Origin of the sequence: Robiginitalea sediminis (assembly GCF_002198115.1) — a bacterium.
Lineage (GTDB): Bacteria > Bacteroidota > Bacteroidia > Flavobacteriales > Flavobacteriaceae > Robiginitalea > Robiginitalea sediminis.
The window spans coordinates 468689-493437 of sequence record NZ_NGNR01000003.1 but is presented as its reverse complement, the minus strand read 5'-3'; the positions used below and the strand labels follow the sequence as shown (position 1 = coordinate 493437).

The 24749-nt window shown below is 56.5% G+C and carries 25 protein-coding genes; 20 read left to right on the top strand and 5 right to left on the bottom strand.

Going from position 1 to position 24749, the window contains the following annotated elements; translation table 11 throughout:
• Positions 1-42 precede the first annotated feature (42 nt).
• The gene (locus tag CA832_RS12075) at positions 43-690 is read left to right on the top strand and encodes a hypothetical protein (RefSeq protein ID WP_088341859.1); all 648 of its coding nucleotides are present in this window, start codon (positions 43-45) and stop codon (positions 688-690) included.
• 4 nt (positions 691-694) lie between these two features.
• On the opposite strand, the gene CA832_RS12070 is transcribed toward CA832_RS12075, so the two are convergent.
• Complete coding sequence (locus CA832_RS12070) at positions 695-1852, bottom strand: cysteine desulfurase family protein (protein WP_088341858.1); 1158 nt, start codon at positions 1850-1852, stop codon at positions 695-697.
• A 109-nt stretch (positions 1853-1961) separates the two neighbouring features.
• Between CA832_RS12070 and CA832_RS12065 the strand changes: the two genes are divergently transcribed.
• The gene (locus CA832_RS12065) at positions 1962-2468 is read left to right on the top strand and encodes a hypothetical protein (RefSeq protein WP_088341857.1); all 507 of its coding nucleotides are present in this window, start codon (positions 1962-1964) and stop codon (positions 2466-2468) included.
• On the opposite strand, the gene CA832_RS12060 is transcribed toward CA832_RS12065, so the two are convergent.
• Entirely contained in the window at positions 2465-3007 is a 543-nt protein-coding gene (locus CA832_RS12060) for a Smr/MutS family protein (RefSeq protein ID WP_088341856.1), read from the bottom strand. The genes CA832_RS12065 and CA832_RS12060 overlap by 4 nt on opposite strands.
• A complete protein-coding gene (locus tag CA832_RS12055) occupies positions 2997-3188 on the bottom strand; it encodes a hypothetical protein (RefSeq protein WP_088341855.1) in 192 nt (63 codons plus the stop codon). Before CA832_RS12055 ends, CA832_RS12060 begins: the two co-directional genes overlap by 11 nt.
• Positions 3189-3231: 43 nt before the next feature.
• Between CA832_RS12055 and CA832_RS12050 the strand changes: the two genes are divergently transcribed.
• The 4 genes from CA832_RS12050 to CA832_RS12035 are packed head-to-tail and all read left to right on the top strand — an operon-like array spanning position 3232 to position 4585.
• Positions 3232-3540, top strand: coding sequence for a DUF2752 domain-containing protein (locus tag CA832_RS12050; protein ID WP_088341854.1), 309 nt, complete (start codon positions 3232-3234; stop codon positions 3538-3540).
• Between the two features lie 12 nt (positions 3541-3552).
• Positions 3553-3882: a CCC motif membrane protein gene (locus CA832_RS12045; protein WP_088341853.1), complete on the top strand. Its 330-nt coding sequence runs from the start codon at positions 3553-3555 to the stop codon at positions 3880-3882.
• 27 nt (positions 3883-3909) lie between these two features.
• The gene (locus tag CA832_RS12040; RefSeq protein ID WP_088341852.1) at positions 3910-4197 is read left to right on the top strand and encodes a CD225/dispanin family protein; all 288 of its coding nucleotides are present in this window, start codon (positions 3910-3912) and stop codon (positions 4195-4197) included.
• Positions 4184-4585 (top strand): DUF2752 domain-containing protein, encoded by a 402-nt coding sequence (locus CA832_RS12035; RefSeq protein ID WP_088341851.1) that lies wholly within the window; start codon positions 4184-4186, stop codon positions 4583-4585. The genes CA832_RS12040 and CA832_RS12035 overlap by 14 nt, the downstream gene beginning before the upstream one ends.
• A gap of 5 nt (positions 4586-4590) precedes the next feature.
• On the opposite strand, the gene recQ is transcribed toward CA832_RS12035, so the two are convergent.
• Positions 4591-6786, bottom strand: a complete 2196-nt coding sequence (recQ, locus tag CA832_RS12030; RefSeq protein WP_088341850.1) for a DNA helicase RecQ — start codon at positions 6784-6786, stop codon at positions 4591-4593.
• 245 nt (positions 6787-7031) lie between these two features.
• On the opposite strand from recQ, the gene CA832_RS12025 reads away from it, so the two are divergent.
• Genes CA832_RS12025 through lptB form a run of 4 tightly spaced genes read left to right on the top strand, consistent with a single transcriptional unit; the run spans position 7032 to position 9967 of the window.
• The gene (locus CA832_RS12025; RefSeq protein WP_088341849.1) at positions 7032-7997 is read left to right on the top strand and encodes a KpsF/GutQ family sugar-phosphate isomerase; all 966 of its coding nucleotides are present in this window, start codon (positions 7032-7034) and stop codon (positions 7995-7997) included.
• A complete protein-coding gene (tatC, locus tag CA832_RS12020) occupies positions 7997-8836 on the top strand; it encodes a twin-arginine translocase subunit TatC (protein WP_088341848.1) in 840 nt (279 codons plus the stop codon). Before CA832_RS12025 ends, tatC begins: the two co-directional genes overlap by 1 nt.
• A complete protein-coding gene (locus tag CA832_RS12015) occupies positions 8820-9173 on the top strand; it encodes a carboxymuconolactone decarboxylase family protein (protein ID WP_088341847.1) in 354 nt (117 codons plus the stop codon). The genes tatC and CA832_RS12015 overlap by 17 nt, the downstream gene beginning before the upstream one ends.
• Positions 9174-9226: 53 nt before the next feature.
• Positions 9227-9967: an LPS export ABC transporter ATP-binding protein gene (gene lptB / locus CA832_RS12010; protein WP_088341846.1), complete on the top strand. Its 741-nt coding sequence runs from the start codon at positions 9227-9229 to the stop codon at positions 9965-9967.
• A gap of 8 nt (positions 9968-9975) precedes the next feature.
• Here the strand turns inward: lptB and CA832_RS12005 are convergent, their stop codons facing one another.
• A complete protein-coding gene (locus tag CA832_RS12005) occupies positions 9976-10710 on the bottom strand; it encodes a CDP-alcohol phosphatidyltransferase family protein (RefSeq protein ID WP_088341845.1) in 735 nt (244 codons plus the stop codon).
• Between the two features lie 135 nt (positions 10711-10845).
• Here CA832_RS12005 and CA832_RS12000 point away from each other — a divergent pair, with 135 nt between their 5' ends.
• The 10 genes from CA832_RS12000 to CA832_RS11960 all read left to right on the top strand — a co-directional run bounded on the left by CA832_RS12000 (position 10846) and on the right by CA832_RS11960 (position 24710).
• Complete coding sequence (locus CA832_RS12000) at positions 10846-12018, top strand: lipoprotein N-acyltransferase Lnb domain-containing protein (RefSeq protein WP_088341844.1); 1173 nt, start codon at positions 10846-10848, stop codon at positions 12016-12018.
• On the top strand, positions 12015-13895 hold the full coding sequence (locus CA832_RS11995) for an ABC-F family ATP-binding cassette domain-containing protein (RefSeq protein WP_088341843.1): 1881 nt from the start codon (positions 12015-12017) through the stop codon (positions 13893-13895). Before CA832_RS12000 ends, CA832_RS11995 begins: the two co-directional genes overlap by 4 nt.
• 42 nt (positions 13896-13937) lie before the next feature.
• Entirely contained in the window at positions 13938-14408 is a 471-nt protein-coding gene (locus tag CA832_RS11990; protein WP_088341842.1) for a hypothetical protein, read from the top strand.
• Between the two features lie 21 nt (positions 14409-14429).
• A complete protein-coding gene (locus tag CA832_RS15160; RefSeq protein WP_198944484.1) occupies positions 14430-14594 on the top strand; it encodes a hypothetical protein in 165 nt (54 codons plus the stop codon).
• Between the two features lie 4 nt (positions 14595-14598).
• The gene (locus tag CA832_RS11985) at positions 14599-15168 is read left to right on the top strand and encodes a cob(I)yrinic acid a,c-diamide adenosyltransferase (protein WP_088341841.1); all 570 of its coding nucleotides are present in this window, start codon (positions 14599-14601) and stop codon (positions 15166-15168) included.
• Between the two features lie 121 nt (positions 15169-15289).
• Positions 15290-15514 (top strand): DUF2795 domain-containing protein, encoded by a 225-nt coding sequence (locus CA832_RS11980; protein ID WP_013551418.1) that lies wholly within the window; start codon positions 15290-15292, stop codon positions 15512-15514.
• A gap of 213 nt (positions 15515-15727) precedes the next feature.
• A complete protein-coding gene (secA, locus tag CA832_RS11975; RefSeq protein WP_088341840.1) occupies positions 15728-19090 on the top strand; it encodes a preprotein translocase subunit SecA in 3363 nt (1120 codons plus the stop codon).
• A 157-nt stretch (positions 19091-19247) separates the two neighbouring features.
• The gene (locus tag CA832_RS11970; RefSeq protein WP_233131796.1) at positions 19248-20465 is read left to right on the top strand and encodes a sensor histidine kinase; all 1218 of its coding nucleotides are present in this window, start codon (positions 19248-19250) and stop codon (positions 20463-20465) included.
• Positions 20466-20527: 62 nt separating this feature from the next.
• The gene (locus CA832_RS11965) at positions 20528-23044 is read left to right on the top strand and encodes a M14 family zinc carboxypeptidase (protein WP_088341838.1); all 2517 of its coding nucleotides are present in this window, start codon (positions 20528-20530) and stop codon (positions 23042-23044) included.
• A gap of 136 nt (positions 23045-23180) precedes the next feature.
• Positions 23181-24710, top strand: a complete 1530-nt coding sequence (locus CA832_RS11960) for an amidohydrolase family protein (protein WP_233131806.1) — start codon at positions 23181-23183, stop codon at positions 24708-24710.
• Positions 24711-24749: the final 39 nt, after the last annotated feature.

Genomic DNA, 24749 nt, shown 5'->3' with positions numbered 1-24749 from the left:
TTGGCGTACTTTTGCAGCAGCCAAAAGCTGCAGATGCCGCCCATGAAAAAAGCATTATTCCTTCTTTTCCTATCGGTTTCGCTGGGTGTCAGCGCCCAGAAGGACATCTACCAGAGCAACCGCTTTGAGGAGCTGAGCAAGGACCACCGCGTTTTGGCTATCCTGCCTTTTTTTACCCACCTGGACCTGGACGATATACGCCCGGCCGAGCGGGAGCCCCTGGAAGAAAAGGAAGGCTATGCCGTACAGGATGCCCTCGAGATGTATTTCGGGCGCGGGCGGAAGAAAAAGAAATTCACCGTCGATTTCCAGAATACCCAGGAGACTAATGCCCTGCTGGCCCAAAATGAAATCACCTTTGGGAATATAGACCGCTACACCATCAAGGAACTGGCCGGGATATTGGGTGTGGACGGCATCATCAGCGGGAATCTGGACGTAAACGTCCTGCTTTCACAGGGGGTGCCGGCGGACTTCAGCCTGCTGGACTACTTTATGGGGGAAGCCGACTATGGCCGGATCGGGATAAAGATCAGTGATGGGGACTCCGGAAAGCTCCTGTGGAAATACGAGCAGGTGATCAGCCGAAAATCCGGGAAAAATACGGCAGATCTCATCGACAAGATGATGAAAAAAGCGGCCCGTAAATTCCCCTACGACAAGGAGAGCCGCCGGCAGTCCGGAAGTTAGGCTGTTATCCCTTTTGACCTTCCACGAACTCCTTCAGTACGGCAACCGTATAATCTACCTCCTCCCGCGTATTGTAATGCGACAGTGACAGCCTCAGGGAAGGCTGGCGGCGCTGCTCGGCATCCAGGATCTCGTTGAGTACGTGCGAGCCGCTGTCTGCACCGCTCTGGCAGGCACTCCCCCGGGAGCACGCGATACCTTTCAGGTCCAGGTGGAACAGCAGGAGCTGCGCCTGGTCTTCGGAAAGGGGCAAACGGACGCTTACCAGGGTATATGTACTGCGCTGAGGGTCGGCAGACAAACCGTTAAAAGCCACCCCGGGGATAGCTTCCCGGAGCTGGTCTATAAGGTATTGTTTCAACCCGGCCACGTAAGCCCGCTCCTTTTCGAGTTCGCGATAGGCCGAGGTAAATGCGGTTTCCAGCCCCAGGATGTTGTGGTACGGCTCGGTACCGGCCCGCTGGCCCCGCTCCTGGGCACCCCCGAGGATTAACCCCCCAAGGCCCGTGTTTTTCCGGATATAGGCAAACCCCACCCCTTTGGGGCCATGGAACTTATGGGCAGCAGCCGTCGCAAAGTCCACCGGGGCGGTACTGAAATCCCAGGGAAAATGCCCGATGGACTGTACCGTATCCGAATGGAAAAGTGCCCCGTGTTCCCGACAAAGCGTACCAACGGCTTCGATATCGATCAGGTTGCCGATCTCATTATTCACATGCATGAGGCTGACCAGTTTTTTAGACTCGTCAGAACCCAGCAAAGCGCGCAGGCTTTCCAGGTCCGGGTTGCCGTCTGCATCGAGGTCTACGAATTCCAGTCGGATGCCGCATTCCTCGGCAAGTGCCTCTGCGGTATGCAACACGGCATGGTGCTCAATGCGGGAGGTGATCAGGGTTTTTACGCCCAGGTCCCGCACCGCACAGCGCAGGATCATGTTGTCTGCCTCCGTACCCCCGGAGGTGAAGATGATTTCCCCGGGTTTGGCCCCCAACTGGGCCGCAATGGCCTTACGCGCCTTCTCCAGTCCGCTTTTGGCCATCCGGCCAAAGGCATGGGTGGAAGACGGGTTGCCAAAGCACTCGGTGAGCGCCTGGCTCATGCAGGAAACGACTTCTTCGCGAATAGGCGTGGTAGCGGCGTTATCGAGGTAAACCTGGGACATAGACAATGGTTTTACAGGCAGTGGCCAAAAGTATCGATTTCCGTTAAAACCTCCTAAAAAGCACGCCCCTGGTTGGGAAGAAAGTACGGATTTCTCCTATCTTTGAGCCATGCGGAACGTGTTTAGCCTTTTGCTCCTGATGGCCCTGTCGGCTTGTTCTACGGGGGATTTACAGATCGAGACCATCGATTTCGATTCGGCCTCCGTGCAGTTTTGCGGTACGGCCACCACCAGCACCCAGCTCCTGTTTAAACTCAACAGCCAGGAAGCCCTTATCCTGGAGCTGCAATCCGGGCTGCTACTGAACGAGGCTTCGGATGGTGCCCGGGAAAGCAACATCCCCGGCCAGTCCCAGCTCACCTACCGGATTTTCGACGGCAATGTTACCACAGGGTATTTCTGCGATGCCATCCCGCCGGCCCAGCCCTCGGTCCTGGAAGATGTACTCGCCGAGGCCGGGACCGTCCTGGTGACCACGGTACAGGATGCCCAGGACACCACCCGCTTTACCCACACCATAGACCTCAGCGGGGTTACCTTTGTGAATGAAAAGGGGGAACGGCTGACCAACCTGGCCGTAGAAGCCTTCGGTAGCATTACCACAACGTCCAATTAACGCAGGGCCTCCTGGGTAATCCAGACCTGAGTGGCTCCCTGGCCGTATTCCCGGTAGTCCGCATCCGAGAAACGAATCCCGTCATAGCGCCTCAGCAGGGTATGCAACTCTGCCTTGAGCACCCCTTCCCCAACCCCGTGGATGAAAACCACCTGCTGCAGGCGTTTGCGCATGGCGAATTCGAGTTGCCCCCGTGCCGTATCCAATTGCAGGTCCAGGGCTTCGAAGGGTTCCAGGGTACCGGGCTTGTCTACCAGTTTTTCAATGTGCAGGTCCACCTCCAGGACAGGGCCTTTCCGGGCCTTCTTCCCTTTCTTGTGGGTAGGGCCGGGCTTTGTGTCGAGTTCCTTGACCGTACCCCCGGGCACGACCATTTCCAGGGCGTCCTGCTCCGGGAGGGCCACCAGTTGGGAGGGTTTCAGCACCATGGGAAAACCGTCCTGGGTCACCACGGTAATGCGGTCTGCCGAAACCGATTCCACACGGCCTTCCAGTGCCTCGTCCAATAGCTGTACGCGTTGTCCGGGCCTATAACTCATCGTCTTCCAGGGTTTCGTCCTGGCCCGAGGGGATACTCCGGGTCATACCGTAGAGGCCAAAGAGCAACAAGGCAAAACCCAGGGCCAGCCCGAGCTCTTGCCCCAGCCATCCTGGGGCCAGGAAAAGGGCCGCCACCCCTGCCAGGGCAGCCGCAAAATAAATGGAGGCTTTTATTTTCATTGCTCAAAAATAATAGTAATTTTCGGAGCACTAACGCTTTACCATGGCTTTCTACGCCCTTGCGATACCCACCCTCTCCGAAGCCGATATGCTGCCCTGTATGAGCAAGCAGCTCCTGGGTATGGAGTGTCCCGGATGCGGGTTACAGCGGGCCGTCGCCCTGCTGCTGCGGGGGGAAGTGGTGGAATCTTTCCTCATGTACCCGGGCCTGCTGCCCATGTTGCTGCTCTTCGGGTTCATGGGGGCAGACAGGGTTTTCAGGGTACCCAACGGGACCCGTATTACCTCCTGGCTGGCAATACTTACCGTGAGTGCCATCCTGATCAATTTTGCACTTAAACTCCTCAACTAAATACCCAATCTGATGGAACAACAAAAATTACCCAATGTAACGATCGCCATCGTCCTGGCCATCCTCGGTTACCTGTGCTGCTGCATCTGGGGCCTCCCGGCCGTCCTTTTCGGCGGTATAGGCCTGTTGCTGCTGCGTTCGGACGCCAAAAAATACGCGGAAAACCCCGAGGGGTACTCCAACTACAGTGGCTGGAAAACCGCCCGGATCCTCTGTATCATTGCCGTGGCCATCGGAAGCTTGTATTTCCTCTTCGCCCTCTACCAGATTTACAGCATGGGCGGGTGGGAAGCCTATATGGAACAAGTGCGCAATATGACAGAGCAATGGGGAATGGAATAATCCCCCAAACCCGAGTAAACCTTTACCATGAGTGACCTGAGCAACCAACCGGCCAAACCCAATAATTACCTGGTGTTGGCCATCCTGTGTACCGTTTGTTGTTGCCTCCCTGCAGGGGTAGTGAGTATCGTCTATGCCGCCAAGGTAAACGAGACCTACGCGAGGGGAGAATACGACCTGGCCGAAAAATACTCCAGCAATGCCCGTACCTGGGGGATTGTGGGCCTGGTGGTAGGCGGTATCGGGGTCATCCTCTATATTGCCCTTATCGGGTTCGGGGTCTTTGCCGGAATCATGGAAAATGCAGGCTACTAGCCTTCCAAAGAAGTCCTTTCTACTTGCAGGGACAGCAGGCCTTCTGGGCCTGCTGTCCCTGTATTACTTTTTCGACCCGCACCAAGGCGCCTTCCCCGCCTGCCCGTTCTACCAACTTACCGGGTGGTTCTGCACCGGCTGCGGGAGCCAGCGGGCCCTGCACGACCTGCTCCACCTGAACCTGCTCGAAAGCCTGGGGCACAACCTGCTGCTGCTACCCGCACTGGTCCTGGTAGCCTGGCATGGCGCCCACCTGGCCGGGGTAGGCCCAAAGGCCAAAAGCCCCCTGGGGGCCACCCGGGCCCCGCGATATATCCTTATGGTAATCGGGATTTTTACCCTGGCGCGAAACCTGCCCTGGGACCCCTTTCAGTTCCTGGCTCCGTAGGCGGGTCAGTTGGCTACTTCGCTCATGAATTTCAGGCGGTAGAGGCGGAGTTCCTCGTCTTCGTATTCCCCGTCGAACTCCTTAACGGCCGCTTCGATATTATCTGTCTCGGCCTCCAGGAAGTACTCGTGGATTTCTTCCTGCTGGTCTTCGTCCAGGATCTCGTCTATATAGTACCCCAGGTCCAGGCGGGTACCGCTGAAGACAATCTGTTCCATGGCCTTAACCAGTTCGTCCAGTTCCAGGCCCTTGGCCGCGGCAATATCGTCCAGGGGTAACTTGCGGTCTATGTTCTGGATGATATAGAGCTTCAAAGCGGAATTGGCCCCGGTACTGCGGACCACCAAATCGTCCGGGCGGCTGATGTTGTTGTCCTCCACATACCGGAGGATAAGCTCCACAAAGGGCTTCCCGTATTTGCGGGCCTTCCCGTCTCCCACCCCGTGAATCCCGACCAGTTCTTCCATCTGGATGGGGTATTTCAGGGCCATGTCCTCGAGTGAGGGGTCCTGGAAAATCACATAAGGCGGCACCCCGTGCTTCTGGGCTTCCTTCCGCCTGAGGTCCTTGAGCATCTTCAACAGGGTATCGTCTCCGGAGCCGGCTTTGGGCCGGACCACGGCCCCGGTAGCGGCTTCTTCCTCCCCGCTGTAGTCATGGTCCTTGGTCATCATAAAGGAGGCAGGCGATTCCAGGAACGCCCGGCCGGCATCGGTCAGGTGGAGGATGCCGTATTGTTCGATTTCCTTGTGGAGCAGGCGAGCCACCAGCAGCTGCCGGATAAGGGCCATCCAGTAGCCCTTCTCGTGGTCTGCACCAATCCCGAAGATGTCCTTTTCATCGGTTTTGTGGGAGGCAATAAGCGCGTTGGTGGAACCCACCAGGGTTTTCACGATTTCCTTGGCCTTGAATTTTTCCTTGGTCTGCTGCACCACCTTGAGGATTTTGACCACCTGGTCCCGGGCCTCCTCCTTGGGCTTGGGGTTGCGGACGTTGTCGTCCATATCGGCCCCTTCCCCGTTCACCTCGTCGAATTCCTCCCCGAAATAATGGAGGATGAATTTCCTGCGGGAAATGGACGTTTCGGCATAGGCTACGATTTCCTGCAGCAGGGCATTCCCGATTTCCTGTTCCGCAACCGGTTTTCCGGCCATAAATTTTTCCAGTTTTTCCACATCCTTATAGGAGTAAAAAGCCAGGCAGTGGCCCTCTCCCCCGTCCCGGCCGGCACGCCCGGTTTCCTGGTAATAGCTCTCGATGCTCTTGGGGATGTCGTGGTGGATTACATAACGCACATCGGGCTTGTCTATCCCCATGCCAAAAGCGATGGTGGCCACCACCACGTCTACCTCCTCCATGAGGAACATATCCTGGTACTTGGCCCGGGTCTTGGCATCGAAGCCCGCGTGGTACGGGACTGCACTCACCCCGTTTACCTGCAGTACCTGCGCGAGTTCTTCCACCCGCTTGCGGCTCAAACAGTAAATTATACCGGACTTCCCTGCATTTTTCTTTACAAAGCGGATGATGTCCGCATCTACGTTCTTGGTCTTGGGCCGCACCTCGTAAAAAAGGTTGGGCCGGTTAAAGGAGGCTTTGAATACCTTGGCATCGGTAATGTTCAGGTTCTTGAGGATGTCCTCCTGTACCTTCGGGGTTGCGGTGGCCGTCAGGGCAATCATCGGGATGTTATCGCCAAGGCGGTTGATAATGGCCCTAAGGTTCCGGTATTCCGGCCGGAAATCGTGCCCCCACTCCGAGATGCAGTGGGCTTCGTCCACCGCCACAAAGGACAGGGTAATCCCCTGCAGGAATTTCACATATTCCTCCTTGGTGAGAGACTCCGGCGCCACATAAAGCAGTTTGGTGACCCCGTTGCGGATATCCGACATCACCTGTTTGACCTCCCCCTTTGTCAGGGAGGAATTCAGCACATGGGCTATCCCGTTTTCATCGGACACGCCCCGGATGGCATCCACCTGGTTCTTCATCAGGGCAATAAGGGGGGAAACCACGATAGCGGTCCCCTCCTTGATCAGCGCCGGGAGCTGGTAGCACATGGACTTCCCCCCTCCGGTAGGCATAATGACAAAGGTGTTCTTCCCCTGGACGACGTTGCTGATAACGTCTTCCTGTAGTCCCTTGAATTGTGAAAAGCCAAAATACCGCTTCAGCGATGCCCTCAGGTCAATATCATTCATAGCGTAGTACGAAATAGGGTCTGCAACCCTGAAAGTTCCGGAAGATTATTGCCCCTAAAAAGACAAGGCACAGGAGGTTTTCAACTGCGCGGCAGTGGGGTTATGTGAATTGCAGATCGCCAGGAAATGTTTCTGATAAGTTTGTGTACTTTTGTTCCTTAAATATAGAACATTCTTTTACAAAAAGGCTTTTTTTTAAGGACTTTTTGGGAAGGTGACACAGACCCTAATCAGCGCTTAAAAACTTGAAGGACAGCAAGGCAATACTCGAGATGGCGCGGCAGACCATCGCCCTGGAAGCCAAAGCCGTGGAGAACCTTTCGGACCAACTGGATGCGGACTTTGCCGAAGCGGTCCGGTGCATTCTAAAATCCAAAGGCCGGGTGGTGATCAGCGGGATTGGCAAAAGCGCCATCATCGCCTCGAAAATTGTGGCAACCCTGAACTCCACGGGCACGCCGGCCATCTTTATGCACGCTGCCGACGCCATCCATGGGGACCTGGGCAACATCCAGCAGGACGATGTGGTTATCTGCATCTCCAAAAGCGGGAACACCCCGGAAATCAAAATGCTGGTCCCCCTGATCAAACAGGGCGGCAACCCCCTGATCGGGATGACGGGGAACAAGGATTCCTACCTGGCCCAGCAGGCCGATTTCGTACTGCACACCGAGGTGGAGAAGGAAGCCTGCCCCAACAACCTGGCCCCAACCACCAGCACCACGGCCCAATTGGTCCTGGGCGATGCCCTGGCCATATGCCTGCTGGACCTGAGGGGTTTCAGCAGCAGCGACTTTGCCCGCTACCACCCCGGGGGGACGCTGGGCAAAAAACTCTACCTGCGCGTGGCGGATATTGTGGCACAGAACCAGGTGCCCCGGGTAAGCCCGGAAACCCCGGTAAAGGATGCCATCCTTGAGATTTCCGCCAAGATGCTCGGGGTAACGGCCGTCCTGGATGGGGAAGCGATTGCCGGGATCATCACCGACGGGGATATCCGGCGGATGCTCAACAAATACGACAATATCGGGGAGCTGCGCGCCCGCGATATCATGACGGCCTCGCCCAAGACCGTGGAAACAGACATCCTGGCGGTAAAAGCCCTCAAGCAAATGCGCGAAAACGACATCTCCCAGCTCCTGGCCACCGAAAACGGGACCTATGTGGGGGTTGTCCACATCCACAACCTCATTAAGGAAGGCATACTCTGATGGCACGAAGAACGCAGGACCCCAATGAAATGTCCTTCCTGGACCACTTGGAAGAACTCCGGTGGCACCTGATCCGCTCTACCATGGCCGTGGTTATCGTGGGCCTTGTGGCGTTCCTGATGAAGGATTTTATATTCGACACCATCATCTTCGGACCCAAGAAGATGGATTTCCCCACGTACCGCCTGTTCTGCCGGATTGCCACCAACCTGGGCTTTGAATCTGCCTTCTGCGCGGATTCCCTGCCCTTCACCATCCAGAACAGGACCATGGCTGGGCAGTTTTCCGCCCACATCTGGACCTCCATCTGGGCAGGATTCATCGTGGGCTTCCCTTATGTACTGTGGGAAGTATGGCGCTTTATAAGCCCGGGGCTTTATGAAAAGGAGCGCAAGTATTCCAAAGGGTTTATCCTGGTGGCCTCCTTGCTGTTTTTCATGGGGGTGCTTTTCGGGTACTACGTGGTCGCCCCTCTGTCCATCAATTTCCTGGGAACCTACCAGGTAAGCCAGGAAGTGCAGAACGAGATCGACATCAGCTCATTTATCTCCACGGTCCGGGCCTCGGTCATCGCCTGTGGGATCATGTTTGAACTGCCCATTATCATCTTCTTCCTTACGAAGGTGGGCCTGGTGACACCGGTAATCCTCCGGAAATACCGCAAGATTGCCCTGGTACTGGTGCTGATCCTCTCCGCAGTGATTACCCCGCCGGATGTGGCCAGCCAGATCATCGTGGCCGTGCCGGTACTGATCCTCTACCAGGTGAGTATTTACATTTCCTCCTACGTCCTGAAGCGGGAGGCCAAATCCAAGAAAGCACATGAGCAACCCCGTTGACCAGTTTAACGCCTACCGGGAGCGGATGAATGAGAAACTCCTGGAGGGCAACAACAAACTCATCAAGCGTATCTTCAACCTGGACACCAATGCCTATGCACCGGGGGCCCTGGATGTGAAGACCAAGGAATTGCTGGGCCTGGTGGCCTCGGCCGTCCTGCGCTGCGACGACTGCGTCCGCTACCACCTCCAGACCCTGCACCAGGCAGGGGCCTCCAAAGAGGAGGTCATGGAATCCCTGGGGATCGCCACCCTGGTGGGCGGGACCATCGTCATCCCCCACCTCAGGAGGGCCTATGAGTTCTGGGAAGCCCTGGAGGCAGAGGGGGTTAAATAATTCACAACCCCTAAGGGCGGGGTGGTAAAAAAATGTAAGTTTGGGCTGTTTCCATGAAGCTGAGAGCTGAAAATATCATGAAATCCTACCGGGGCCGCAAAGTGGTCAAGGGGATTTCCCTGGAAGTAAACCAGGGCGAAATCGTTGGCCTGCTCGGGCCTAACGGGGCTGGGAAAACCACCTCCTTCTACATGATTGTGGGGCTGATAAAACCCAATGGCGGACGCATCTTCCTGGACACCACGGAGATCACCACCTTCCCCATGTACAAAAGGGCCCAGCACGGGATCGGGTACCTTGCACAGGAGGCCTCGGTGTTCCGCAAACTCAGCGTGGAAAAGAATATCCTGAGCGTACTTCAACTCACCAACCTCAGCAAGAAGGAACAGCATATGCGCATGGAAAGCCTTCTGGAGGAGTTCGGCATCGGCCACATCCGAAAAAACCGGGGGGACCTGCTCTCCGGGGGCGAACGCCGGCGGACCGAAATTGCCCGGGCCCTGGCAACAGACCCCAAATTCATCCTGCTCGATGAGCCCTTTGCAGGGGTAGACCCGGTAGCCGTGGAAGACATCCAGCGCATTGTAGCCCAGCTGAAAAACCGCAATATCGGGATCCTGATTACCGACCACAACGTGCAGGAGACCCTGGCTATTACCGAGCGCTCCTATCTCATGTTTGAGGGAGGCATCCTCAAATCCGGCATCCCGGAGGAACTGGCCGAGGACGAAATGGTCCGCAAGGTGTACCTGGGGCAGAACTTCGAGCTGCGCAAGAAAAAACTATTCACCTGACCGGTGGCTCAGCCTTCGGCCTTCTCCCGCATCCCCAGCGAAAACAAGACGTAAGTGATGATGACCAGCGGTACCGCCAGGTACTGCAGGGTCAGCAGCAATACGGCACTGAGCAGGAGGAACAGGTAGCGGCCTGCATTTTCGCGGAACCCCCAGCTTTTGAACTTCAGCGCAAAGAGGCGGATGGGCGCATTGAGCATAAATGTAGAGAGGACCGTGAGACCCAGCAGCACCCAGGTATTGAGGATCAGGGCATTGGTCCCCTCGCTTCCATTATACATCAGGATGAGGGGGAGGGAAATTACCCACAGGGCATTGGCCGGGGAGGGCAGGCCTATAAAGGAACTCACCTGGTTCTCGTCTATATTGAACCGCGCCAGGCGCCAGGCGGTGCCGAGGGTAATGAGCAATCCTCCAAACGGAAGCCACCCGGAGGGGTCCGGGAAGGCGTGGAAAAAACCATCGTTGTTCCACCCACCGCTCATGGACATCCCCAGGAGCTGGCACATGACCAACCCGGGCACCAGGCCGCTGGTAACCATGTCGGCCAGGGAATCCAGCTGCACCCCCAGTTCGGATTGGACCCCGAGCATACGGGCCATCCACCCATCCAGAAAATCGCAGACAACCCCGAGCAGGAAAAACAGCGCAGCCCATTCCAGGCGGTTTAACACCGCAAGAACGGCAGCTATAGAGCCGAAAAACAAGTTCAGCAGGGTCAGAAGGTTGGGCAGGTGTCTCATCGGAATGGCAGTTGGTTACCAGCGTAAATGTAACAAAATCCGGGTTTGGGACTACCCGGTACTGCCAGAAGGTACCACCTTGCGCATTGCTAAATTATTAGGATATTTGCCCTGACCCGGCGACGCCATCCCACTATGAAACACATCCGAATCCTGCTGTTGTTGCTCCTCTCCCTGGTTAGCCGGGCAGCGTACGGGCAACAACTCAGCCCCCAAGCCCAGTTTAGCGTGGTCACCTGCGGCCCGGGCACGGACCTGTATGCCGGCTTCGGGCATAGTGCATTCCGCCTTCGCGACCCGGCACTGGGTATCGATTGGGTGTATAATTACGGGACCTTCGATTTCAACACCCCCAATTTCTATGTGAAATTCGCCAGGGGAAAGCTCCCGTATGCCCTGAGCAAGTCAGACTTTGCGGATTTCCTGTATACCTACCAGCTGGAGCGCCGGTGGGTGAAGGAACAATTGCTGGACCTGGATGCCGGGCAGAACGCCAGTCTGCTGGCCTTTCTGGAAGAGAACAACCGCCCGGAAAACCGCTATTACGCCTACGATTTCCTCTTCGAAAACTGCGCGACCAAAATCCCCGACGTGCTGAAGGAGGTACTCGGGCCCGGGCTCGAATTCCGGCCGGACCACCTGGCGGGAAACCGGACCTACAGGGACCTGATCCAACTAAACCTGGAGCGAAACAGCTGGTCCAGTTTTGGGATAGACCTGGCCCTGGGGGCCAAAATAGACCGGGAAGCCCCGACGGAAGGCTATATGTTCCTGCCGCATTACGTGCGGGAACAGATGGACAACACCACCCTCTCCGGGCAGCCCCTGGTGCTGCGCGAGCGTACCATCCTGGACCTGCCTAACCCGGAAAACCCCTTGTATTTTACGGCTACCCCCCTGTTCTGGCTCCTGCTACTGCTGGGCTTTACCCTGGCCATTACCACCATCGATTTCCGGAACGACACCCGTAGCCGGTGGATGGATTTTACCCTCTTCCTGCTGAGTGGCGGCAGTGGTGTAGTCTTGTTTTTCCTTTGGTTTTTTACCGACCACAGCACCACGGTATGGAATGCCAACCTGCTTTGGGCGTTCCCGCCCAACCTCGTCTGGGCATTCCTGCTCCTGAGAAAGAAGCGGCCCGGAGCCCAAACCAGGAAATACCTCTACCTCTTGCTGGGGCTGCTGGGGCTTTGTTTTCCCCTCTGGATTGCCGGGGTACAGGCCTTCTCTCCCTTGCTGGTGGTCGCCTGGGCGGCCCTGGGGATCCGTTATGCCTACCTGGTCCGTTACCTGAAAGCTGCATCGTGAACCTGCTCAGCGCCGACAACCTATCGAAATCCTATGGGGAACGGGAACTGTTTTCCGGGCTTACCCTGGGGGTAAACCAGGGGCAGAAAATTGCCCTGGTAGCCCGCAACGGAAGCGGAAAATCGACCCTGCTCGATATCCTGGCCGGCAAGCACCCGCCAGATACCGGGACGGTAACCTACCGCAAAGGGATCCGGATGGCCTACCTGGAACAGGAACCTTACCTGGACCCCGGGCTCACCGTTCGCGATACCCTTTTCGCCTCGGACAACCACCTGGTCCGCACCCTGGGGGCATATGAAGCGGCCCTGCAAAACCCGGAAGACACCAAAGCCTACCAGAAGGCTTACGAAGCCATGGAGCGGGCCGGTGCATGGGACCTGGAAACTCGCTTTAACCAAATCCTGTCGCGCCTCCGCCTGGATAACCCGAAGGCCCTCGTAGGTTCACTCTCCGGGGGGCAGAAACGCCGCCTTGCACTGGCCCACGCCCTCATCGAAGACCCGGATCTCCTGCTGCTGGACGAGCCCACCAACCACCTGGACCTGGAAATGATCGAGTGGCTGGAGAACTATTTCAGGACGCAGGACACCAGCCTGCTGATGGTTACCCACGACCGGTATTTCCTGGACCGCGTATGCAACCAGATCCTGGAACTGGAAGACGGGGCGCTGCAGCCTTACCCCGGGCAGTACGAGGACTACCTCCGGGAAAAGGCCGAGCGGGAGGCCGTGGCCGCAACCACGGAGAAGAAGGCCCGGTCCCTCTACCGAAGGGAATTGGAGTGGATGCGAAAGCAACCCAAGGCCCGAACCACCAAATCCAAGTCGCGCATAGACGACTTCCATGCCCTCAAACAGCGCGTGTCCCGAAAATCGGATGCACGGGAGCTGGAGCTGGAGATCAATATGGAGCGGCTGGGGACCAAGGTGATCGAACTCCATAACGCAGCAGTACAGTTTGGGGAGCAACCCCTTTTTGAGCACTTTACCTACCATTTCAAAAGGGGGGAACGCATCGGGCTTATCGGTCCCAACGGGAGCGGCAAGACCAGCTTCCTGAATCTGGTGGCCGGGCTTCTGGAACCCACGGCTGGGAAGGTGGTCCGGGGCGAGACGGTACACCTGGGCTATTACACCCAGCAGGGCAAACAGGCAGACCCCGGGAAGCGGGTCATTGACGCCGTGAGGGAATTTGGCGACTACATCCCCCTGAAAAAAGGACGCCAACTCTCGGCCCAGCAACTCCTGGAGCGCTTCCTCTTCGACCGCAAGGCCCAGTACGACTTTATCGAAAAACTCAGCGGGGGTGAACAAAAGCGGCTTATGCTGTGTACGGTACTGATCCAGAACCCGAATTTCCTCATCCTGGACGAACCCACCAACGATCTGGACATTGTTACCCTCAATGTCCTGGAAGCTTTCCTGCAGGAGTATCCGGGCACCCTGCTCATCGTTTCTCACGACCGTTATTTTATGGACAAGATCACCGACCACCTCTTCGTGTTCGATGGGGAAGGCGGTATCCGGGATTTTCCCGGCAACTATTCCGACTACCGCCAGACAGGGTTCCCGGAGGATCAGGAGGCTGCAGCACCCACCCGCCCATCCTCCCCGGGTAAAACCGAAGCCCAGCCGACAGGATCGGGCATGCGCAAGGGAAAACGCTCCTACCGGGAGCAGCGGGAATACGAAGGGCTGGAAAAGGAAATCGCTGCCCTCGAGGAACGGAAAAAAGAAATAGAAGCGGCGTTTGCCAACCCTGAGGAAGAGGGCAACCGGATGGACGCCCTCTCCATTGAACTGGCCGCCATCCTGTCCGACCTGGAAACCAAGACAGAGCGCTGGTTTGAGCTGGCCGCCATTGAGGAAGGCTAACCGAACCCTTCCGGAGGCGTATCTTTGCCAAAATTTCCCGCCATGCTGCACCGACTGCTTTTCAACCTAAGGGCCCGAAACCGCCATGGCACCCATTCGCCCTTCGTTTACCGTTTTCTGGACAAGGCCCTGTATACCAAGTCATACAAGGGGCTCCCTCCTGATAAAAAACTCCTGCTGGCCGCGGCAGATCACTTCCGGGTACAACGGGCCGGACCGGAGCCCCATTCCGGACTTGCACAGTGGCTGGCCAGGGAGCGGCCCGGCATCCTGTGGGAAGGCCCCCCTTATGACCTGTTCCTCTCCCAAACCCTGGAAGACATCCCCGGGCCCGGCACCTGGCACCCTGACGGCTTCCTCTATGCCGGAGGACAACACGCTTCCGAAAAGAGGGAAAAGTGGCAGGTCCTGCTGGCCGGCGGCACCTTCCGCGTCGTTGTGGAAACCCATGCCGCCGCCTTGCTCTTTTTCAGGCCCCAGCAGGCCCGGGAGCATTTTAGAATACGGATTTAAACCCCTATTTTTGACGCAATTATGAATCAGTCGATCTACTACATCCTCGGCGGGTTACTCCTGGTGTACTTCCTGATTGCCACCTTTAACAAAAAACAGGGGAAACGGTGGAAGTCGCGCAGCTTTATGGAAGGGCAGCGCCTGAAGGACCGGCGTTCGGATACGGCCGATAAAGACACCCCCTGACCTCATGAAGATTTATACAAAAACCGGCGACGCCGGGACCACCGGCCTTTTTGGGGGCACCCGTGTCCCAAAACACCATATCCGTATCCAGAGCTACGGCACGGTAGATGAACTGAACTCCTGGCTGGGGTTGTTGGCGGACCAACCGGTAGATGGGAAACACCAGGCCTTCCTCCGGAAAATCCAGGACCGCCTGTTTACCGCGGGAGCCATGCTGGCTACCGAACCCGAAAAAAAACGAAACTCCTCACGTTTTTCGACCCCGAAACTGAAAGCTGTCGATATTACGGACCTCGAAGACGAAATTGACCGGCTCAACGAGGAACTGCCCCCCATGACCCATTTTATCCTGCCGGGAGGGCACGCATCGGTGTCCTACTGCCATATTGCCAGAACCGTCTGCCGTCGTGCCGAACGCATGACCGTCCTGTTGCACGAACAAAGCCCGGTGGACGAAATCCTGCTGGCCTACCTGAACCGGCTCTCCGATTACCTCTTTGTCCTGGCGCGAAAGTGGTCTGCCGAACTCGGGGCTGATGAGATAAAATGGATTCCCACGCCCGAAACGGAATAATTCCGCAATTCCTTCGTTATGTTTTTGCTCAAATCGCAAAATTTGGGCATGTCCGGTAAATATGTTATGATTTACTTGGACAATTAGCATTAAAAATTATTTTTGCAAAAATTTTAAAACGATGTACTGGACACTAGAATTGGCATCCTATCTGAGCGACGCCCCCTGGCCGGCTACCAAGGATGAACTGATCGATTACGCGATCCGTACGGGGGCACCCCTCGAAGTCGTGGAGAACCTCCAGTCTATGGAGGAAGAAGGCGGTGAGATCTACGAATCCATCGAGGAGATCTGGCCGGATTACCCAACTGAAGAAGACTACCTCTGGAACGAGGATGAATATTAATACCGAATCGGTTAAGATTCCACTAAAAAGCCTCCGTTGAGGCTTTTTTTTATGTAATTTTGGCAGTCCGCGGACCCTATACGGGGGTTGCGAAAAAACTGGAACACCTTTTGCACCGCAGGCCGTGCGGGATGTAACCCGCAGCCAACAGCCACCGCTTCCGGTTACCGTCCGTCAAGCTACACCGGAAAGGCGGTTCAAATACAGCATACTATGAGTTTTATCAATTCAGTCTTAAAGGCATTTGTCGGCGACAAGGCCAAGAAAGACGTTAAGGCCCTGGAACCCCTCGTGGAGAAGATCAAATCCTTCGAAGGCGAGATGCAGGGGCTTACCCACGATGCCCTTCGCCAGAAAACCCTAACCTTCAAGGCCCTTATAGCAGAGCGGATAGAAGGCTTTAAGGCCGAAATAAGCCAGCTTCAGGAAGAGGTAAACGCCTCGGACGATATCGACAAAAACGAACAGCTCTACGCCAAAATCGATGAGCTGATGGACGCGGCCCACCAGCGCACCGCAGAAACTCTGGATGAGATCCTGCCGGAGGCTTTTGCCGTGGTAAAGGAAACGGCGCGCCGCTTTGCCGAGAATACCACCCTGGAGGTAACGGCCTCGGAATTCGACCGCCTCCTTTCCGGGCGGGCAGATTACGTGACCCTGGATGGCGACAAGGCCATTTGGAGCAACTCCTGGGACGCTGCGGGGAAACCCGTTACCTGGGATATGGTCCACTACGACGTCCAGCTGATTGGGGGGATTGTCCTCCACCAGGGAAAAATCGCCGAAATGCAGACGGGGGAAGGGAAAACCCTGGTTGCCACCCTCCCGGTCTACCTCAATGCCCTGGCCGGCCACGGGGTACACCTGGTTACAGTTAACGACTACCTGGCCAAGCGGGACAGCGCCTGGATGGGGCCCCTTTTTGAATTCCACGGGATGTCGGTGGATTGTATCGACAAGCACCAGCCCAACAGCGACGCCCGACGGGCCGCTTATAATGCGGACATCACCTATGGGACCAACAACGAATTCGGCTTCGACTACCTGCGCGACAATATGGCACATACCCCGGGCGACCTGGTACAGCGTCCCCATCACTACGCCATTGTGGACGAGGTGGATTCCGTGCTTATCGACGATGCGCGGACGCCGCTAATCATCTCCGGGCCCGTTCCGGAAGGGGATCGCCATGAATTCAACGAACTCCGGCCGAAGGTCTCGGAACTGGTACAGCGCCAGCAGCGTTACCTGACCGGGGTCCTGGCCGACGCCAAAAAGAAAATCGCCGAGGGCGACCTAAAAGAAGGCGGGTTCCTCCTGCTTCGGGTCCACCGCGGCCTGCCCAAGAACAAGGCGTTGATCAAGTACCTCAGCGAGGAGGGCATCAAGCAACTGCTGCAGAAGACCGAGAACTTCTACATGCAGGACAACAACCGGGAAATGCCCCAGGTAGATGCCGAGCTCCTGTTTGTCATCGACGAGAAAAACAACCAGATCGAGCTGACCGATAAGGGGATCGAAGTGATTTCCGGGGACCAGGAAAAGGACTTTTTTATTTTGCCCGACATCGGCGGTGAAATCGCTGCCATAGAAAGCCAGGATCTCGAAATTGAAAAGGAGGCCGAACTCAAGGACGAGCTCTTCAAGGATTTTGCCGTAAAGAGCGAGCGCATCCACACCATGACCCAACTGCTGAAAGCCTATGCCCTTTTTGAAAAGGACGTGGAATACGTGGTTATCGACAACAAAGTGATGATTGTGGATGAGCAAACGGGTCGGATCATGGAAGGCCGCCGCTATTCCGACGGACTCCACCAGGCCATTGAGGCAAAGGAGAACGTGAAGATCGAGGCCATGACACAGACCTTTGCGACCATTACCCTGCAAAACTATTTCCGGATGTACCGGAAACTGGCGGGGATGACGGGTACCGCCGTAACCGAGGCCGGGGAATTCTGGGAAATCTACAAGCTGGATGTGGTGGAAATCCCCACCAACAGGCCCATTGCCCGGGATGACCGCAACGATCTGATCTACAAAACAAAACGGGAAAAATACAACGCCATTATCGAGGAGGTTACTACCCTGTCCGAACAGGGAAGGCCGGTGCTGATCGGAACCACCTCTGTGGAAATTTCGGAATTGCTTTCCCGCATGCTCAACATCCGGAAAATCCCGCATAACGTGCTCAATGCCAAGCTCCATAAAAAGGAGGCCGACATTGTGGCCGAGGCCGGGAACCCCGGGGTGGTAACCATTGCCACCAACATGGCGGGCCGGGGTACGGACATCAAACTGACTGCGGAGGTCAAAGCCGCCGGGGGTCTGGCCATTATCGGCACCGAGCGCCACGATTCTCGCCGGGTAGACCGGCAGCTGCGCGGGCGTTCCGGACGCCAGGGCGATCCGGGAAGTTCCCAGTTCTACGTGTCCCTCGAAGACAACCTGATGCGTCTTTTCGGCTCGGAACGCGTAGCTAAGATGATGGACCGCATGGGCCTTAAAGAGGGGGAAGTCATCCAGCACAGCATGATGACCAAATCCATTGAGCGCGCCCAGAAGAAGGTGGAGGAAAACAACTTCGGGATCCGCAAGCGCCTCCTGGAATACGACGACGTGATGAATGCCCAGCGCGAGGTGGTTTACAAGCGCCGGCGCCACGCCCTGCAGGGCGACCGCCTGAAGGTGGATATCGCAAACATGATCTACGATACCTGTGAGGTCATTGCCGATACCAATAAAGCTGCCAGCGACTTCAAGAATTTCGAGTTCGAGCTCATCAAGTATTTTTCCATCACCAGCCCGGTAGAGGAAGCCGAATTCAACAAGACCGGCTTCCAGGAACTGGCCCAGAAGGTGTACGATGCCACATACAGGCACTACCAGGAAAAAATGGGACGCTCAGCCCAGGTGGCCTTCCCGGTCATCAAGAAGGTCTTTGAGGACCAGGCCAACAAGTTCGAGCGCATCGTGGTGCCCTTCACCGATGGGATCAAGACCCTGAATGTGGTCACAGACCTGAAGCGGGCTTACGAAAGTGAAGGGAAACAACTCATTGCGGACTTTGAGAAGAACATCACCCTGGCCATTATCGATGAGGCCTGGAAGACCCACCTGCGCAAGATGGACGAACTCAAGCAGTCCGTACAGCTGGCAGTCCACGAGCAGAAGGATCCCTTGCTCATCTATAAGTTCGAGGCCTTTGAGCTCTTCAAAGCCATGATTGAGAAGGTGAACAAGGACGTGGTCTCTTTCCTTTTCAAAGGGGAGCTGCCGGCTGCCAATTCCCAACCCATACAGGAGGCCCGGCAGGTGCGGCGCCCCAAGGAAAACCTGCAGACCAGCAAGGAGGAAATCCCGAACAGCGACGAGCTGGCAGCCCGCAACCGGGCCGCCGGGCAGCAACAGGGTGGCCGGCCCCAGGTAACGGAAACCATCGTGCGCGAAAAGCCGAAAATTGGGCGTAATGAACGGGTTACCATCAAAAACGTGATGTCCGGACAGAACAAAACCATGAAATTCAAACAGGCCGAACCCCTGCTGGCCAAGGGGGAATGGGTGCTGGTAGACGAGTAACCGACCCGTGCGCCCATACGATAAAAGCGATCCCGAAGGATCGCTTTTTTGTTTTTTGATTTTATGCAGAAATAGGCATAGCTTTACAGTGCCTGCGGGGAAAGTGTTTTGCCGGAGGTAACCTGCCAGCATGTCTGAAAAGCCGATTTTCATAAGAATGAAGAAGAACGAGCGGCACCTGGAGCAAATCCAGGATAAAACCGCCCTCTTCTTTAAGGTAAGCCTTACGGCCACGGCCTGTTGCCTGCTGCTGGCTTTAATTTGTTGGACCCTGCTGGATATCCGGCAGCTTATTCCCTGGGTCCTCGCTGGGTTTGCCCTGCTCAACGGTGCCAACCTGCTGCTCTACCGGTTTCACAGTAGCCTGAAAACCACCTTCCATATAGCGGCCACCATGGCCCTGATGGGTGCTGTGACCATTGTCCTGTACAGCGGCGGGATTAACAGCCCCTTTATCTTTACCCTGGCTATTGTGGTGTTTTCCGGCTATGTGACCGCCCCGCGTTTCGGGCGGTTCTACCTGACCCTAAGCCTGCTGATCCTCGTAGGGATCTATTCCCAGAGCCTGGCGGAATACAGCATTGCCACCAACCTCGTCCCGGAAGCCTCCAGGGACGCCTTCGCCTTTTTGAGTATCCTGCTGGCCTTATACCTGCTGGGCGGTGTTTTCGGGTACCAGGTGATGCATACCCAGCATCGGCTTTACCGGACCAAAGGGGAAATGGAGGCCCGGATGAAGGAAAAGGAAATGTTACTCAAGGAGGTGCACCACCGGGTGAAAAACAACCTCCAGACCGTTTCGAGCCTGCTGCGCATGCAGAGCCGGGAGGTGGAGGACAGCTATATCCGCAACCTGTTCCAAAGCAGCCAGAACCGCGTGGTCTGCATGGCTATGGTGCATGAAATGCTTTATATGCGGGACGATCTGGCCAAAATCGAGTACCGGACCTATGTGCAGGACCTGGGCGAATACCTCATCAAATCCATCAAGGGAACCGAGAGCAAGATCAAGCTAAACCTGGACATTCCCGAGATTGAACTGGGAATCGATACGGCCATCCCCCTGGGGCTTCTCATCAATGAGGCGGTCACCAACGCACTGAAATACGGTTTCCAGAACCAGGACCAGGGTGAAATCAGCATCGTCCTGGAACAAGAGGACCAGAAGGAGTATGTGCTGCGCATTGGCGACAATGGGGTAGGCTTCCCGGAGGCCCTGACCCACAAGACCAGCAAATCCCTGGGACTCAAACTCATCCACAACCTGAGCCGGCAGCTGAAAGGCTCCGTGATCCGCGACCTGTCCAAACAGGGCACCAACTACATTATCCGTTTCCAGGAAATCAGCCAGGCCCCATTCCACACCATGGCCTGACCCCTCGGGGTTTATGCCTTTTATTGTTATCTTTAGTTCCACCTGACTAACGAGACCAACCCATGCGTACACTTTTCCTGTTGCTGCTTTGCTGCAGCGCCTTCCTGGGGTATTCCCAGGACTATTTCCTCGAGCAATTTGAACCCTACCGCGAGGAGGTACCCTCCCCGGAAGCCTTTCTGGGATATGGCATAGGGGAATACCACACCCGTCACGACCGGATTGTACACTACCTCCAGACCCTGGCCGAGAAGTCGGACCGGGCCCAATTGGAGGTGTACGGGTATACCCACGAGAAACGGCCCCTGGTGATCCTGCGTATCAGCAGTTCCCAGCACCTGGCAAATTTACCGGAACTCCAGGAGCGCCACCTGGCTTTCACCAACCCGGACACGCCTTTCCGCGCAGACCCGGAGCTGCCGGTCTTTATCAACCTGGGGTACAACGTCCACGGGAATGAACCCTCCAGTTCAGAGGCTGCTATGCTGGCGGCATATATCCTGGTTGCCTCGGAGCACCCGCGCATCGCGCAGTACCGGGAGCAGGCCGTGGTATTTGTGGATCCCACCATCAACCCGGACGGACGCGACAGGCATACCCAATGGGCCAATTCCTACCGGGGAGAGCCCCAGGTAAGCGACCCCCAGGATGCCGAACACAACGAATACTTCCCCGGAGGCCGGACCAACCATTACTGGTTTGACCTGAACCGGGACTGGCTGCTGGCCATCCACCCGGAAAGCCGCGGCAAGCTGAACTGGTACCACCAGTGGTACCCGAATGTAGTCACCGACTTCCACGAAATGGGAACCCAGAGCACGCATTTCTTCGAACCCATGAAGGCCAATGGCTCCCTGGACCCGATCATGCCCCGTGAGAATTACGTTGACCTCAACGACCGGTTTGCGGAATACTTTTCCGAGGCCCTGGACAGTATCGGGTCACTGTATTTTACCAAGGAGGTCTTCGATGGCACCTATCCGGGCTACGGCTCCTCTTACCCGGACCTGCAGGGCGGCCTGGGCCTGCTCTTCGAACAGGCCAGTTCCAGAGGTCACGTACAGAATACGGCATACGGTAAAATCACCTTTGCCTTTACCATCCGGAACCAACTGGTTTCGACCATGGCAACGGTAAAGGCCGCAGTGGAAAACAAGGATTACCTGCGCCGCTATCAGAAGAACTTCTTTACCAGCGCCCTGCGCAATGCCGCTGCGTCGAGGGTTGGTGCATACCGCATCCGCGAAAGCAAAGACCGCAACCGCCTGAAGGCCCTGCTTGACAAACTCCTGATCCACAGGGTTAAGGTGTACCGGGGGTCCAACGGAGATTTCCTGGTGCCCACCGGGCAACCCCAGTACCGGATGGTCCAGACCTTTTTTGAGACCTATCGGCGGTACCGGGACAGTGTTTTTTACGATGCCTCCGCCTGGTCGGTAGCCCATTTTTACAATATCGATTACCGTCCGCTGCGATCTGCATCCCTGGGCGAGGAGGTCAAGGACCTAAACAACCTGTTCCCTGTGGCCCCGGTGGCCCGTTCCGAGTACGCCTACCTGATTGACTGGAACGATTATAATGCCCCCGCCCTGCTCCACCGCCTGCAGTCTGAGGGCCTGGTCCTGGCCAGCGCCTTTAAACCCTTTACCACCCGCGTGGACGACATGGAAATGGCCTTTGACGCCGGAACCCTGGTAATCCCGGTCCGCCAACAATCCCACCCTCCCGAAAAGGTGTACGAGGTACTACAGGCGGCTCATCAGGAGCTGGGCGTCCCCGCCTACGCGGTGCACTCCGGCTACCACCTGAAGGGGATAGACCTGGGAAGCCGGTATGTACAGCCCCTACGCAAGCCGAAGGCCGCCATGCTTATAGGGGAAGGGATTCGCTCCTATGAAGCCGGGGAAGTCTGGCACCTATTGGATACCCGGGTGGGTATGCCCATTACCAAACTGCCGCTACGGGATTTTGACAGGATCCGCCTGGACGGGTACAATACCCTGGTCCTGGTCAGCGGCCGGTATGACCTGGATGAAAAACAGCGGGAGAAAATAAACGCCTGGGTCCGCAAGGGCAATACCCTGATCACCATTGGAAGCGCTTCCTCCTATGCAGTCAAGCAGGGATGGGCTAAGGAAACGCTGACCGAAGCCGAAAAGGACAGTACCAAACCCGCTACCCGAAAGCCCTATGCAGACGCCCCGGAAAACATCGGACGGGAAGAAGTGGGCGGGATCATCCTCAGGGCAGACCTGGATCTCACCCATCCGCTGGCATTTGGATATTCGGGTCGGGAAATCCCGGTCTACAAAAACAACCAGGTCTGGCTGGCACCGAGTAAAAACCCATATGCCACTGTGGCAAAATACACCCAGAACCCACATGTGGACGGATACATCAGCCCGGAAAACCTGGAGCAATTCGCGCGGAAATCGGCCTCCCTGCTGGTAAGCCCGGCCGGGGGAGGGCGTATTGTCCTTTTTGCCGACAACCCGAATTTCAGGGGGAGTTGGTATGGAACCAACCGGCTGTTCCTCAACGCGTTGTTCCTGGGGAATCATATCCGGGTGCCCCAGTAGAAAGTGTTTTAAACCAGCTTGCCGGCAGATTGCAGGGCAATCAGCTATTTTGGTGCCGGGGGGGGCGCCCCCCTGGAACCGCGAATAAATACCAAATCCTATGCGAAAATTCCTGTTTTGCCTGAGTGCGGCCATTATGCTTACCGCAACGGCCCTGGGCCAGCAATCCCTCTCCGAGGGTCCGTTTGACCAACTCATTATCCGTGGTGCAACCCTGATCAATGGAAACGGGGCACCTCCCTTGGGTCCGGTAGACATCGTAGTGGAGGGCAACCGCATCACACGGGTGGAAACCGTCGGGTATCCCGGGGTGGCCATCGACCCCAAGGACCGCCCAGCACTGAAACCAGGAGGAAAAGAAATCCAGGCAGCCGGCATGTATGTCCTCCCCGGGTTTATCGACATGCATGGGCATATCGGTGGAAAACCCCAGGGAGCTGAGCCGGATTATGTATTTAAACTCTGGATGGGCCACGGGATTACCACAGTCAGGGAACCCAGCGGCAGAGGGGTGGACTTTTCCATGGACCTCAAACGCAAGAGTGCCCAAAACAGCATCGTTGCCCCCCGCCTGCATATCTATACCGGATTCGGCCAGGGCAGCGACACCCCTATAAGCACTCCGGCACAGGCGCGGGAATGGGTCCGCAATAACGCCAAAAAAGGAGCCGACGGCATCAAGTTCTTCGGGGCTGCGCCCGATATTATGACCGCCGCATTGGACGAAAACAAAAAACTCGGGTTGCGCTCCGCCTGCCACCATGCCCAACTGGCAGTGGCGCGGTGGAATGTCCTGCACTCTGCCAGGGCCGGTCTCACCAGTATGGAGCATTGGTATGGCTTGCCGGAGGCCTTATTTGCCGACCGGACCGTACAGGACTATCCGCTGGATTACAACTACAACAACGAACAGCACCGCTTCGAGGAGGCCGGGAAACTCTGGCAGCAGGCAGCCCCTCCCTATTCCGACCATTGGAATGCGGTCATGGAGGAGCTGTTACAACTGGATTTTACCCTGGACCCCACCTTCAATATCTACGAAGCCAGCCGGGACCTGCACCGGGCCAGACGCGCCGAGTGGCATGAGGCCTATACCCTGCCCTCCCTGTGGCGTTTCTACGAGCCCAGTATGGTCTCCCACGGCTCCTACTGGCATTACTGGGGCACCGAACAGGAAGTGGCCTGGAAAAAGAACTACCAGCTTTGGATGACCTTTGTGAACGAATATAAAAACCGGGGCGGCCGCGTAACGGTAGGGTCCGATTCCGGGTTTATCTACCAGCTGTACGGCTTTGCCTATATCCGTGAAATGGAACTGCTGCGGGAGGCCGGGTTCCACCCGCTCGAGATTATACGCGCAGCAACCCTCAACGGGGCTGAGGCACTGGGGATGGAGCAACAAATCGGCACGGTGGAAGTAGGGAAGCTGGCCGACCTGGTGGTAGTAGAGGAAAACCCCCTTCAGAACCTGAAATCCCTTTATGGAACAGGAGCGGTGAAGCTAACCGAAAACAATGAGGTCGTCCGGGTAGGCGGTGTGAAATACACCATCAAGGACGGGATTTTATACGATGCAAAAGCCCTGTTGGCAGATGTACGCCAACAAGTCCGTCAGGCCAAGGAAGCAGAAGGTTTCCAACTCCTGCAGCCCGGGGTTAAAGAATAACCTCTTTATTTACGAACCTTAACGGGGCGAAGGGCGCGC